Raw genomic sequence first — 13113 nt, forward strand, 5'->3', positions numbered from 1 at the left:
CGAGGCTGGTGTGCGAGAGCTCAACGAGGACGCTGGGAGCGCACCTTGGTCGGGTCGATGCCCTTCGGGATCGGCAGCGACGACAGCGACTGGGACACGGAATCCACGCGCCGGATGACGGCGGCCATCGTGGCCTTGTCGATCACCTTCGGGAGCTTCTTGATCGTCTTCGACAGATCGGCGATCGCCACCTCGTCATCGCCGTGACCGACGTAGAGAACCGTGACGGGAACGCCGTGCGCGACGCGCTGGGCCTTGCTGCGCTCTTCGTTGACGAGGCGGGTCAGCCGACCGCGTGCGCCTTCGCCGACGACCACGATGCCACCGCGGCCGATGGTGCGGTAGACGGCTTCCTGCGTCTTCGGGTTGATGCCGACGGGTGTCTCGGACGCCTGCCAGCTGCGACCCAGGCTGGTGCTGAGCACATGACCGGTGGCGCCGGGCATGCCGTCGATCTTGCTGTACATGGCGGAGGTCGACAGGCGCGTCATCAGGAACAGGGCGCCGAGGATGCCGAGCATGAGACCGGTGATGCCCCAGAGGATCAGCGTCCAGACCTGGAAGGGCGGGATGAGATAGCCGGCGACGAGGCCGAGCAGCACGCCGCCGATGAGGATCGCGGCCTGCGCCCACGGAAGCCACGAGTAGGCCTCACGTGTGAACCGGAAGAGGGACTTGATCTGGGAGAAGAACCCAGGACGCTTTTCGGGTTCAGGAGCACTCTTTGCCATGAGGACCAGCCTACCGAGTCCGACGGCCTCGTGATGTCGACGTTCGCGCGAAGCGGAGCGGGCTCCTCTCACTCTTCCTGCACATCGGGGACTCCGCCGGAATCCGTCCTGGTCGCCTCCGAACCCGGTGACGGAAGCGCCTCCTGCGCTGTGATGGGGAGATGAACGACATCGCGAGCGACGACGGCCGTGGGGCGCCACTCGTACCGGGGGCCCATCGCGTGGTGAGGACGCTCGATCCGACCGAAGGGCCGTTCGCGGGCACGCTCGTGACCCAGGGGGAAGGCGTCGCCGTGCGGATGGACGCAGCGATCCTGCGTGGCTGGGACGGATGGCGCTTCGCGGGCGCCGAACACATCGCGGCGCCCACCGACGTCAGCCGTCGCAGGGGAGGGCACGATGCGCTGCTTCCGTGGTGCACGGAGCGGGTGCAGGGGTTCCTGGGCCGGCGATCCGCGGCGGGAGGGAACATCACCCCCGGTGAATCCAGCACTCTCGTCGTCAGTCTTCTGCGGGGGCTCGACGAGTTGGGAGAGGGTGCCGGCGGCGCGCGCACCGGCACGTGGTGGCTGACCGATGGAGGGCGTCCTGTGCTCGTGCTCGGAGATGGTCTTGACGCCAGAGCAGGAGTCCTGGAGATCCTCGAGAGCCTGAGGGAGCAGACTCCCGACAAAGCACTCACGCGCGTGCTGGGCGCTGTCGGTGACGGATTGGAGAAGACTCTCACCCATCCGCGTCTTCCTCGCACGCTCATCGATTCATGGGAGCAGTCGATGCTCGACATCGCGGCTCCGCAGCCGCTCGAGCGCGAGCTCCACGCTCCCGAGCGCGCACGAGACCTCGCTCGCGCGGTCGCGCCAGGCGCTCCCCAGGACCGTCAGGGCGCGCTCCGTCTGCGTGCGGATCGCGTCCGCACCGGTGAACCGCATCGGGGGAGCCGCAGACGGGACGCGATCCGCGATGCGCTCCGCGCGTTCGCCGAGGCGATCCACGCGCGACTGGAGGACAGACGACGAACCCGTCCCGCTCGCACACGACCTCGGAACAGCGGGGCAGGGCGGTCAGAGGCGAAAGCCGACCGGCGGAAGAGATCGGTGTCGGTGGCTGGGGTGGCCGCGGCTCTGGTGCTCGCCGGAGGGCTTCTCTGGCCTGACGGCGAGGATGCGGGGAAGGCCGAGGGGGCAGCAGATGGCAGCTCTCAGACGCCGGCGCCGGGGGGAGATGCGGCGTCGGTGAGTGCGCCGCGCCCGAGGGCAGCTCCCGCGGACGGAGAGGCCTCGAAGTCGGAGTCCTCCGCCGCCGGGGAGGATCCCCTCGGCGCCGTGCCATCTCTCCTGCGCGCGATCGCGGACTGCCGCGCCCAGGGTGATACCTCCTGCGCGGATGCCGTGGCTGGGGACTCCGCGAAGGTCATGGAGGCTCTCGGCAGGGTGGATCCGGTGCAGTCGAGTCCCGAACTCGTGGACGAGTACGGAGACGTCGCGGTGGTACGTCTCGGGGCGAGCGAGATAGATGAGGGGGAGGGAGACGCGGAGGGTCAGGGGTCCGATCAGAGGATCGTCGTTCTCATCCGCACAGACGAGAAATGGCTGGTCCGCGACGTCTATGACGTCGCGGACCAGCCAGGATGACTCGTGCGGTCAGGCTCCGAGCTGAGCGGCGAACTGCGCCGACTCGAGGCGGGCCTTCACCGCGCCCAGGAATCGGGCTGCGTCTGCGCCGTCGATGATCCGGTGGTCGTAGGAGAGCGCAAGGTACACGTACGACCGGACGGCGATCGCATCAGCACCTCCGACCTTCACGAGCCCCGGACGCTTGACGACCGTGCCGGTACCCAGGATCGCCGACTGGGGCAGGAACACGACAGGAGTGTCGAACAGGGCGCCACGCGACCCGGTGTTGGTCAGCGTGAACGTGCCGCCGGCAAGCTCATCGGGCTTCAGCTTGTTGTCGCGGGTACGCGCGGCGAGATCGGCGATCTCGTGTGCGATCTGCGCGATGTTCTTCGAAGCGGCGTCGCGCAGCACCGGCGTGAGCAGACCGCGCTCGGTGTCGACGGCGATCGACACGTTCTCGCTGGCGGGGTAGACGATGTTCTCGCCATCGACGGTCGCGTTGACGATCGGGAACGCCTGCAGCGCCTCAGCAGTGGCGAGAGCGAAGAACGGCAGGAAGGAGAGCTTGTCGCCCGTCTTCTCCAGGAACGACGCCTTCACGCTGTCGCGGTAGTCGGCGAGGGCAGTGACATCGACCTCGACGACCGTGGTCAGCTGCGCCGTCTGCTGCATCGACTCGACAGCACGCTTGGCGAGCACCTTGCGCAGACGCGACATCGGCTGCGTCGTGCCGCGCAGGGGCGAGACCTCGAGCGGAGCGGGAGCCGGGGCTGCAGCAGCAGGTGCCGCCGTCGCGGTCTCCGCGGCCTTCAGCACGTCTTCCTTGCGGATACGACCACCCACACCGGTGCCGGTGACCGAAGCCAGGTCCACGCCCTGCTGCGACGCCAGACGGCGCACGAGCGGGGTCACGTAGAGGTTGTCGTTCTCTGTCGGGAGTGCGAGCTTCGTCGCGGCGGGAGCCGGGGCTGCAGCAGCAGGTGCCGGAGCAGCAGCGGGAGCAGCAGCAGGTGCCGGGGCTGCGGCGGGTGCCGGAGCAGCGGCAGGTGCCGGAGCTGCGGCGGGTGCCGGAGCAGCGGCAGGTGCCTGAGCTGCGGCGGGAGCCGGAGCAGCAGCAGGTGCCGGAGCAGCAGGCGCTTCGGCGGCGGGTGCTGCACCCGAGCCGACACGTGCCAGCACGGCGCCGACAGCGACGGTCTCGTCTTCGCCGGCGACGATCTCCTGCAGCACGCCGGCGACCGGCGAGGGGATCTCGGTGTCGACCTTGTCGGTGGAGATCTCCAGAAGAGCCTCGTCGACGGCGATGCTGTCACCCACCTGCTTGAGCCAGCGGGTGACGGTGCCCTCGGTGACGCTCTCACCCAGCTCGGGAAGAACGATGTCGGTCGCATCGCCCGCGGGTGCCGCGGGTGCAGCCTCTGCGGCCGGTGCTTCGGCAGCGGGTGCCGGTGCTTCAGCGGCCGGAGCCTCGGCGGTGGGCGCCGGTGCCTCTTCTGCGGCGGGGGCCGCGGCCGCGGGGGCATCTGCAGCCGGGGCCGCGGCGCTGCCATCACCGATGCGCGCGAGGAGAGCGCCGACCTCGACGGTCTCGTCCTCGGCCACGAGGATCTCCTCGATCACGCCGCTGACGGGGGAGGGGATCTCGGTGTCGACCTTGTCGGTCGAGATCTCGAGCAGGCCCTCGTCCGCCTGCACGGTGTCTCCCACCTGCTTGAGCCAGCGGGTGACCGTACCCTCTGTGACGCTCTCGCCGAGAGCGGGGAGGACGACGGATGTGCTCATGACTGAGTCTCCTTCAGGAAGTTGTATGACGCTTGTCTAGCTTAGTGACTCGGACACCGGTTGGTGCTCAGAGGGCGTGCAGGGGCTTGCCGGCCAGAGCCAGGAAGGCCTCGCCGAGTGCCTCGCTCTGGGTCGGGTGCGCGTGGATCAGAGGAGCGATGTCCTCCGGGTGCGCCTCCCAGGCGACGGCGAGCTGCCCCTCGGTGATGAGCTCGCCGACACGATCGCCGAGCAGGTGCACACCGATGACGGGCCCGTCCTTCAGGCGGACGACCTTCACGAGACCACCGGTTCCGATGATCTCGCTCTTGCCGTTGCCGGCGAGGTTGTACTCGTAGGCGACGATCGCATCTGCGCCGTGCTCGGCGGCGGCGGCGGCCTCGGTCACACCGACCGAGGCGACCTCGGGGCTCGAATACGTGACCTTGGGGATCTGGGCGTCCGGGATGGTGGCAGGCGAGAGTCCGGCGATCCGTTCGGCGACCGCGATGCCCTGCTGGAATCCGCGGTGCGCGAGTTGGAGGCCGGGCACGATGTCGCCGACGGCCCAGAGACCAGGCACACCGGTGCGCAGATCTTCGTCGACGATCACGAACCCACGATCGAGGGTCACGCCTGCCTCTTCGAAACCGAGATCGGCCGTGACGGGACCGCGACCGACGGCGACGAGGAGGTAGTCGGCCGTGAACTGCGTGCCGTCTTCGAGCGTCAGCGTGACGGAGGACTCGTCCTGCACGACGCTCTGGAAGCGGGTGCCGAGGGAGTACTTGATGCCGCGACGACGGAATGCTCGCTCCAGTCCCTTGCTGAGGGCGATGTCCTCGTTCGGGACGAGGTGCGGGAGCGCCTCGATGATGGTGACCTCGGATCCGAAGGAGCGCCAGACGCTCGCGAACTCGACGCCGATCACACCACCTCCCAGGATGAGCACGTGGTCGGGCACGACGTCCAGGGCGAGAGCCTGCTCGCTGGTGAGGATCCGGCCGCCGATCTCGAGGCCGGGGAGGGAGCGGCTGTACGAGCCGGTGGCGAGCACCACATCCGTCCCCACGTAGACGTCGTCGCCGACGTTGACGCTGCGATCCGCGTTCAGGCGGCCGAGTCCGGCGACGGTGGTGATCCCGCGGGCCTTGACGAGTCCCTCGAGGCCCTTGAACTTCTTGGCGACGATCCCTTCACGGTAGGCGCGGACCCCGGCCGTGTCGATGCCCTGCAGTGCTGCGGTCACGCCAACGGACGCGGCATCGCGCACATGGTCGGCGACCTCTGCGGCGTGCAGCAGCGCCTTGGTCGGGATGCATCCGCGGTGCAGGCAGGTCCCTCCGACCTTTTCCTTCTCGATCAGCGCGACGGACTTGCCGAGCTCACTCGCCCGCAGTGCCGCGGCATAACCGCCGCTGCCGCCGCCCAGGACGACGATGTCGAAGGTGTGGGTTGTCATATGTCATGCCTCCGTGTGGGATGCTGCGGCGAAGGCGACGATCGATCGGACCATCGCCCCGGTGGGGCCCTTCTCAGTGAAGCCGTACGGGGCACCGGCGTGTTCGCCGGATCCCGCGATGTCGAGGTGCACCCAGGGGATGCGCGGAGCGTCGTCGGCATCCGAGGTACGACCGACGAATCGGCGCAGGAACAGGCCGGCGTAGGAGGCGCCGCCCATCCGGTCGCCCATGTTCGCGTTCTGCAGGTCGGCGATGGGGGACTCGAGCGACTCCTCCATGTACTCCGGCAGCGGCATGTGCCATGCGGGCTCGTCGACCTGAGCGGTCGCGGAGATGAACGAGGACACGGTCTCGACGTCGCCGAAGACGCCGGTGTGCCGGTGGCCCAGTGCGGCGACGATGGCGCCCGTGAGGGTGGCCACGTCGATGATGACGTCCGGGTTCTCGCGACTCGCGGCCACGAGGCCGTCTGCGAGCACGAGTCGACCCTCGGCATCGGTGTTCTGGACCTCGACCGTGGTGCCGTCGAGGATGCGGATGACGTCGCCGGGGCGCAGCGCCCTGCCCGACGGCATGTTGTCGGTGATGCAGAGCCACGCCGTCACGTGGACCGGGAGGCCGAGCGAAGCGATCGCACGGATCGCGGCGAGCGACGTCGCGGCACCCGCCATGTCGAACTTCATGCCGACCATGGACGCAGCGGGCTTGAGCGACAGGCCGCCGGTGTCGAACGTGATGCCCTTGCCGACGAGGGCGATGTGTCGCGAAGCGTCGGCGGGGGAGTAGTCGAGGCGCACGAGACGCGGGGGACGATCCGAGCCCTGCCCCACGCCCAGGATGCCGCCGAAGCCCTGCTCTGCGAGAGCCTTCTCGTCGAGGATCTCGACGGTGACGTCGAGGTCGGCGACGCTGTCGGCCGCGCTCTGTGCGAGCTGTGCGGGGCTCTGCCACTCGGCGGGAACGTTCACGAGGTCCTTGATCAGGGCGACCGCGTCGCCGATGACCTGGGCGTACTCGGCGTCTTCGTCGTCGAGTTCGGCGTGCAGGGTGACCGCAGCGGCGCGCGCCTTGCCCTTCTCCGTGCGGTATCCGTCGAACTTGTGCCCGCCGAGTACCGCTCCCTCGGCCGCTGCCGCGGCGAAGGGTTCGAGGCCTTCGGCGAGGGTCAGCGCGACGTGCTCGAAGCCGGTGAGCGTGCGCAGCGCCGTACCGGCCGCGTTGCGCACCGCTGCGGCGTCGGGCTTGGCGCCGGCGCCGACGACGGCGAACGGCAAAGACGTCACATCAGGGGCGTACACGCGGACGAAGGATCCGGCGGAGCCGGTGAATCCGATGCCGGCCAATGTGTCGGCGAGGCCGGGGTAGCCGGCCAGGGAATCCGCCGAATCGGGGAGAGCGGCGACGACGAGCACTGCGGCATCTGCAGCGCTTCCGGGGAACTGAGCGGTGGTGTGCGAGAGCACGGGAAGCGTCATACCTCCATCCTAGGATCTCTGCCGCGGCATGGTCGCGCGCCGTCCGTGCGCGTGTTCGCTCTCAGCATGACGCTCCGCGCCCCGGCATCCGGACCTGCTCGTAGCATGGAGACATGCCCTTCTCCGGTGAGATCCACGAACGCGTCGCGAATGCGCCCGCAGTGCCGCACGGCCTGCCGTTGGTGCTGCTTCTCACCGGTTTCACGGATGCGGGCAGCGCGGTCTCCGGTCTGATCGATCACCTGCGCGAGACCGCATCGCCGCAGCCGGTCGTGGTGTTCGAGAACGACGCGCTACTGGACTATCGCGCGCGTCGTCCGGTGATCTCGTTCGACCAGGACCATCTCACGGAGTTCTCGCCGCCACGACTCGAACTGTCGCTGGCGACCGATGCGCTCGGTCGTCCGTTCCTGCTCCTCGCCGGATACGAGCCCGACTTCGCGTGGAACCTCTTCGCGAACACCGTTCTCGCGCTGGCGGCGGAGTTCGAGATCTCGGGCCTGCACTGGGTGCATTCGATCGCGATGCCGGTACCGCACACGCGCCCGATCGGCACGACGGTCAGCGGCAACCGCCGGGAGCTCACCGTGGCGCACTCCGTGTGGCGTCCGCGCACGCAGGTCCCGGCGACAGCGGGGCACCTGCTCGAATTCCGCTTCGTCGAGCGCGGCGATCGCGCCGTCGGCTTCGTTCTGCTGGTTCCCCACTACCTCGCCGAGACCGAGAATCCCGACGCAGTCATCGCGGCGGCGGAGCGGCTGATGGCCTCGACCGGACTCGTTCTCATGCTGGATGCCGTCCAGGAGCGCCGTGAGGACTATCTGACGCGGGTCGACGAGCAGGTCGCCGGGAACGACGAGCTGCAGCAGATGGTCCACAATCTCGAGCGCCGCTACGACGCGTACATGGCGGGACGAAACCCTGACGACGACTCCTACGACGAGGGCGGTTTCAGCGAGCGCGACCTTCCCAGTGCCGATGAACTGGCCGCGGAGCTGGAGCGCTATCTGGCCTCACGCCCGTCCGGTGACGAGGACAAGCCCGGTCGCGGTTGAGGCGGATCCGCGAGAACTTCGTCGGAATGCGTCCGCATCGCCACACGTGTGCGATACTAGGACTCTGACCCGTTGTCAATCAGTGTTTTCGAGCGCTGGACTTGACAAGGGTCTTACTAGTGTCCGAAATGTCCCGGGGCTACACAGCAGCTCCGTGAAAGGCGAAACGTGACTCCTGCCACGACGAAGAACACCCGGACGAAGAAGGCTGCCGAAGAGACGACCGCCGACGCTCCGGTCGAGGCCGATGCGCCCGAGAAGCCCGCGCCCCTGAGCGCGGCGAAGCGTGCGGCAGCGAAGCGCGCCCCCGTCAAGAAGAAGAAGTCCGAGGACGTCGTCGAAGAAGACGAGGCTCCCGCAGCTGCCGCTGTGGAGGATGACGAGGACGAGGACGCCAAGCCGAAGTTCACCGAGCCGCTGCCGACCGGCGCGATCGTCATCTCGTCGAACGACGACGAAGACGTCCCCGTCTACTCGACGCAGATCACCGGTGCGACGGCCGACCCGGTCAAGGACTACCTGAAGCAGATCGGAAAGGTCGCGCTCCTGAACGCGGCCGAAGAGGTCGAGCTCGCGATGCGCATCGAGGCGGGTCTGTTCGCCGAGGAGAAGCTGTCGGCGATGACCGCGGCCGAGAAGACGAGCCAGCTCGGTCTCGACCTGCAGTGGGTCGCCCGCGACGGTCAGCGCGCCAAGAGCCACCTGCTGGGTGCGAACCTGCGACTCGTCGTCTCGCTCGCCAAGCGCTACACCGGCCGCGGCATGCAGTTCCTGGATCTGATCCAGGAGGGCAACCTCGGTCTCATCCGCGCTGTCGAGAAGTTCGACTACACCAAGGGCTTCAAGTTCTCGACCTACGCCACCTGGTGGATCCGTCAGGCGATCACCCGCGCCATGGCCGACCAGGCCCGTACCATCCGCATCCCGGTGCACATGGTCGAGGTCATCAACAAGCTCGCGCGCGTGCAGCGTCAGATGCTGCAGGACCTCGGCCGCGAACCCACCCCGGAAGAGCTCAGCCGTGAGCTCGACATGACGCCCGAGAAGGTCGTCGAGGTGCAGAAGTACGGCCGTGAGCCGATCTCGCTGCACACTCCGCTGGGTGAAGACGGCGACAGCGAGTTCGGTGATCTCATCGAGGACACCGAGGCTGTGGTCCCCGCCGACGCTGTGGGCTTCACCATGCTGCAGCGTCAGCTGGAGCAGCTGCTCGACTCGCTGTCTGAGCGTGAGGCGGGTGTCATCCGCATGCGCTTCGGCCTGGGCGACGGTCAGCCGAAGACGCTCGACCAGATCGGCGACACGTTCGGTGTGACGCGTGAGCGCATCCGCCAGATCGAGTCCAAGACGATGGCGAAGCTGCGTCACCCGAGCCGCTCGCAGTCCCTGCGGGACTACCTCGAATGAGCCAGGCGAACGACGGCAAGGCGCTCGAGACCAGCGTCGACGGCAAGAGCTACGCGCGCATCCCGCTGCGCACCCGGGTGGTCATGCCCGAGGACGACCTCGACGCGATCATCACGGAGTACGCCAAGGACGCCGTGCAGCCGGGCGACCTGCTGTTCGTGACCGAGAAGATCGTGGCGATCACCCAGGGGCGGTCGTACCGTCTCGACGAGATCAAGCCGCGCAAGCTCGCGCTCTTCCTCTCGAAGTACGTCACCCGCACGCCGTACGGCATCGGGCTCGGCATGCCCGAGACGATGGAGATGGCGCTGCGGGAGTGCGGCACCCCGCGCATCCTGTTCGCCTCCGCCGTGGCGGCGGTGACCAAGGCTTTCGGCCGTCGTGGTGACTTCTACCGCATCGCCGGAGACAAGGCACGCGCGATCGACGGTCCGACCAAGCACACCATCCCTCCCTACAACGAGGCCGTCGTGCTCGGACCCAAGGATCCCGACGGCGTGGCCGCACGCGTGAAGGCGCTGATCGGCGGTCAGGCGGAGGTGGCGGTGGTCGACATCAACGATCTCGGCGGCAACATCCTCGGTTCGACGCTCGACAAGGACGCAGAGCGTCGCCTCGTCAAGATCCTGGGCGACAACCCGCTCGGACAGGGCCTCGAGTCGACGCCGCTCGGCATCGTCCGCGCGGTCTGATCCGCTCAGATCCACGAAGAAGGCCCCGGATGCTCAGCATCCGGGGCCTTCTTCGTGGGATTCAGAAGCCGATGACCTCGCGGTAGCGAGGCTTGTGCCCCGTGCGGATGCCGGTGACGCTGGGCTTGTTCTCGTACACGCCGGCACCCCAGTTGCCCTCGACGAGCACGGGCCCGTCCGGGGAGACCACGATGTCCCAGCCGACGTACTGCACCTGCGGCACGACGCGGGCGACCTCGTCGATGAACGCGCGCACCTCCTCCATGTAGGGAAGCTGGAAGTCGGCGATACGGAAGCCCGAGTCGGGATGCGTCTCGTGCACGTGGCCGTGAGAGTCATACCCTGCGCCGACGGCATGACCGTTCTCGTCGAGCATCGTGTAGAAGCCGCCGAACGTCATCTGGTCGCTCACGGCACCACGCCCGAACTTCTGGGCCATGGCGAGGATATGGGCCTTCTCGCCATCGAAGAACGCCGTGATCCGGGTGGTGTTCACCGTGCCGGGGCACACGGCTGCGAGGGCGTCGTGCTGACGGATGACTTCCTCGATCAGGAGTTCGCCGCGGGCCAGAAGCCCGCGGTGGAACTCGTCCCAGTCGTCGATGTCGGCGGCGTGATAGCGGTGCACTCCCGTGCCCGCCTGGCCCACCGGCTCCTTGGTGACGATCGTTCCGAGGCGCTGGGTGAGCTCGCGCACAGCCTCGGCGTTGCCCTCCTCGACGACCATCCACTCGCGGTGCAGGTGCTCGGAGAACTGCTTGTCGAACTCGACCTTGTCCTGGAAGATCCAGCGATAGTCCGGGTGGTCGTACCGCTGGGAGAGCTGGTTCGAGACCGGATGCGTCATGTACGTCGCGCGCTCGGCCTTCGTCAGCATCGCGAAGTCGTAGTCGATGTAGTCCTGGAACCCGACGTTGTGGCGCGCGGCCGACCAGAGCATGTCGACGACGATCGCGGGGACCGCCTTGTGGTGCTGCTCGGACGCCTCTTTGGCGCGTTCCACCACCGATCCGACGTCGATGCGGCGGGCACGTCCCATCAGATAGCGGATGCGGGGCGCGAGGGAAAGACGAGACATGAGGCTCCAGGGTCGGGGTCCCCACCAGTCTACGGGGGCCGGGGAGGCCGACCTGGGAGCCGGAAGCTAGGCTGGAAGACGTGTGTGACACGACTTCCAGCTCCCTGCCGCGTGCGATGATCTCCCGCTCCGCCTTGGCGGCAGGAGCGTCGGCAGCGGTGGCAGCCGGTGGTCGCGTGGCAGATCTCCGCCGCGACGCGTGGGGTCACGGCGTCCTCGCCGTCGCCCAGGTCGTGACCGCAGCCGGTGCCGAGCATGTGCTCGTCGATGCGCAGGGCGAGGTCGAGGCGCTGCAGCTCGAGGGAATCCACGGTGTCACCACCGGAGAGCCCGATATCGATGCGTCTCTTCTCTACGGCATCCCCGATTCGGACCGCGAGCTCGCGACGCGACCGGTCATGCGGTTGACCGGCCGGGTCCTGTCGACCAAGCGCCTTCGGCAGGGAGACGCCGTCTCCTACGGCTACACCTACCGCGCGTCCCGAGACACCGTGGTGGCGCTCGTGACCGGCGGCTACGCACAGGGCATCGTGCGGGCGCTCGGCAACCGCGCCGACGTGGAGATCGATGGTGTGAGCAGGCCCATCGTCGGGCGCGTCGCCATGGACGTCTGCGTCGTCGACCTCGATGGCGCCGATGTCGCGGCAGGCACGGAAGCCACCTACTTCGGCGGCGAGGGGCCGGCGTCGTCGGGGATCTCGCGATGGGCCGCCGTCACAGGGATGAGTGCGGCCGAGCTCATCACCGTCGCCGGCGCTCATGCCGTGCGGGGGTGGGAGGCATGAGTCGCCCCGAACTGCGTCTGAGCAGCAGCGTCTTCCGAGCGAACATCGATGCGGTGCGCGCCCGTGTCGCCCCGTCGACCTTGATGCTCGTGCTCAAGGACGACGCCTACGGTCACGGTCTCTCCTGGGCGGTGGATGCCGCGGTGCACGCGGGAATCGACTGGTTCGGCAGCTACGACATCCGCACCGGTCTCTCCGTCCGCAGGATCGCGGGTGGCGACGCCAGGATCTTCGCCTGGGTCACATCCACGGATGAAGAGATCGACCATGCGCTGATGCAGAGGATCGACCTCGGCGTCGGCACGCTCGACTATCTGCGGCGGATCATCGCGCGCGCCGAGGCACTCGGACGATCTGCACGCGTGCACCTGAAGATCGACACGGGTCTGCACCGCAACGGCATCCTCCCGGAGGACTGGGCGGTGGCGGTGGCCGAGGCGCGCGAAGCCGAGCACGCCGGGCTCCTGGAGTTCGCTGGCGTGTGGAGCCATATCGCGGAGGCGAGTGACGCCGACGATGACATCGCCCACGAGGCGTTCCTCGACGCGGTCCGCGTCGTCCGGGAGTCGGGCGCGAACCCCACGGCACTGCACTTGACCGCCTCGGCGGCTTCGTGGTGGCGTCCCGAGCTGCGGGGAACGGTCTCACGCATCGGAGCGTTCTGCTACGGCATCCGATCCGCGGAGGGACCGGAACTCGACGGCATCCGCCCGGCCGCGAGCCTCGTCGCGACGGTCGTCGACCTCGACGGGGACCGGGTATCGATCGGGATCGGCAGCTTCGACGGCCTCCCCTCCACACTCTCAGGAAGCCGCGTCGGAACCCCCGGCGGAGCGCGGACGCTCGTGTCGGTGGGCCACACCGCATCGGTCGTCGAGGGGTGGCCGGGAGCGCGCGTCGGTGACGAGATCGTCGTGTTCGGCGCTGGTGAGCGCGGAGACACGTCGGCGACGACTCTCGCCGAGCGCATCGACACCGTGGGAGAAGAGATCCTCACCCGGCTCACGCCGCGCGTGCGCAGAGTCGTCGCCGACTGATCTGCCTCGGCTG

The 13113-nt window shown here is 68.3% G+C and carries 11 protein-coding genes; 6 read left to right on the forward strand and 5 right to left on the reverse strand.

The features are described 5' to 3' along the window. Positions 1-20: 20 nt before the first annotated feature. A complete protein-coding gene (locus D514_RS32055; protein WP_017830471.1) occupies positions 21-731 on the reverse strand; it encodes a DUF4191 domain-containing protein in 711 nt (236 codons plus the stop codon). 161 nt (positions 732-892) lie between these two features. On the opposite strand from D514_RS32055, the gene D514_RS39255 reads away from it, so the two are divergent. After that, positions 893-2362 (forward strand): hypothetical protein, encoded by a 1470-nt coding sequence (locus D514_RS39255; protein WP_017830472.1) that lies wholly within the window; start codon positions 893-895, stop codon positions 2360-2362. Between the two features lie 9 nt (positions 2363-2371). Here D514_RS39255 and sucB read toward each other — a convergent pair whose 3' ends face one another. From sucB to D514_RS32075, 3 genes are all read right to left on the reverse strand, one after another. Beyond that, a complete protein-coding gene (sucB, locus tag D514_RS32065; RefSeq protein WP_017830473.1) occupies positions 2372-4129 on the reverse strand; it encodes a 2-oxoglutarate dehydrogenase, E2 component, dihydrolipoamide succinyltransferase in 1758 nt (585 codons plus the stop codon). A gap of 67 nt (positions 4130-4196) precedes the next feature. Continuing rightward, entirely contained in the window at positions 4197-5570 is a 1374-nt protein-coding gene (gene lpdA, locus D514_RS32070; protein ID WP_017830474.1) for a dihydrolipoyl dehydrogenase, read from the reverse strand. Positions 5571-5573: 3 nt separating this feature from the next. Next, on the reverse strand, positions 5574-7046 hold the full coding sequence (locus D514_RS32075; RefSeq protein WP_017830475.1) for a leucyl aminopeptidase: 1473 nt from the start codon (positions 7044-7046) through the stop codon (positions 5574-5576). Positions 7047-7159: 113 nt separating this feature from the next. Here D514_RS32075 and D514_RS32080 point away from each other — a divergent pair, with 113 nt between their 5' ends. The 3 genes from D514_RS32080 to D514_RS32090 all read left to right on the forward strand — a co-directional run bounded on the left by D514_RS32080 (position 7160) and on the right by D514_RS32090 (position 10200). Beyond that, positions 7160-8101 (forward strand): proteasome assembly chaperone family protein, encoded by a 942-nt coding sequence (locus D514_RS32080; RefSeq protein WP_017830476.1) that lies wholly within the window; start codon positions 7160-7162, stop codon positions 8099-8101. Between the two features lie 168 nt (positions 8102-8269). Then, positions 8270-9508: an RNA polymerase sigma factor gene (locus D514_RS32085; RefSeq protein ID WP_017830477.1), complete on the forward strand. Its 1239-nt coding sequence runs from the start codon at positions 8270-8272 to the stop codon at positions 9506-9508. After that, positions 9505-10200: a coenzyme F420-0:L-glutamate ligase gene (locus tag D514_RS32090; protein WP_017830478.1), complete on the forward strand. Its 696-nt coding sequence runs from the start codon at positions 9505-9507 to the stop codon at positions 10198-10200. The genes D514_RS32085 and D514_RS32090 overlap by 4 nt, the downstream gene beginning before the upstream one ends. 61 nt (positions 10201-10261) lie before the next feature. On the opposite strand, the gene D514_RS32095 is transcribed toward D514_RS32090, so the two are convergent. Continuing rightward, the gene (locus D514_RS32095) at positions 10262-11278 is read right to left on the reverse strand and encodes a sugar-transfer associated ATP-grasp domain-containing protein (protein ID WP_017830479.1); all 1017 of its coding nucleotides are present in this window, start codon (positions 11276-11278) and stop codon (positions 10262-10264) included. Positions 11279-11358: 80 nt separating this feature from the next. Between D514_RS32095 and D514_RS32100 the strand changes: the two genes are divergently transcribed. Beyond that, positions 11359-12063, forward strand: coding sequence for an alanine racemase (locus D514_RS32100; RefSeq protein ID WP_236610967.1), 705 nt, complete (start codon positions 11359-11361; stop codon positions 12061-12063). Next, positions 12060-13100 carry an alanine racemase gene (locus tag D514_RS32105; RefSeq protein ID WP_017830481.1) on the forward strand — a complete coding sequence of 347 codons (1041 nt, stop codon included), beginning with the start codon at positions 12060-12062 and terminating at the stop codon, positions 13098-13100. The genes D514_RS32100 and D514_RS32105 overlap by 4 nt, the downstream gene beginning before the upstream one ends. The last annotated feature ends 13 nt before the right edge of the window (positions 13101-13113 follow it).

It is taken from the genome of Microbacterium sp. UCD-TDU (assembly GCF_000340625.1).
GTDB lineage: Bacteria > Actinomycetota > Actinomycetes > Actinomycetales > Microbacteriaceae > Microbacterium > Microbacterium maritypicum.

Coding starts and splice junctions, on each gene's coding strand:
- D514_RS39255 (WP_017830472.1), top strand. CDS start 893: ATGAACGACATCGCGAGCGACGACGGCCGTGGGGCGCCACTCGTACCG.
- sucB (WP_017830473.1), bottom strand. CDS start 4,129: ATGAGCACATCCGTCGTCCTCCCCGCTCTCGGCGAGAGCGTCACAGAG.
- D514_RS32095 (WP_017830479.1), bottom strand. CDS start 11,278: ATGTCTCGTCTTTCCCTCGCGCCCCGCATCCGCTATCTGATGGGACGT.
- D514_RS32105 (WP_017830481.1), top strand. CDS start 12,060: ATGAGTCGCCCCGAACTGCGTCTGAGCAGCAGCGTCTTCCGAGCGAAC.
- D514_RS32090 (WP_017830478.1), top strand. CDS start 9,505: ATGAGCCAGGCGAACGACGGCAAGGCGCTCGAGACCAGCGTCGACGGC.
- D514_RS32080 (WP_017830476.1), top strand. CDS start 7,160: ATGCCCTTCTCCGGTGAGATCCACGAACGCGTCGCGAATGCGCCCGCA.
- D514_RS32055 (WP_017830471.1), bottom strand. CDS start 731: ATGGCAAAGAGTGCTCCTGAACCCGAAAAGCGTCCTGGGTTCTTCTCC.
- lpdA (WP_017830474.1), bottom strand. CDS start 5,570: ATGACAACCCACACCTTCGACATCGTCGTCCTGGGCGGCGGCAGCGGC.
- D514_RS32075 (WP_017830475.1), bottom strand. CDS start 7,046: ATGACGCTTCCCGTGCTCTCGCACACCACCGCTCAGTTCCCCGGAAGC.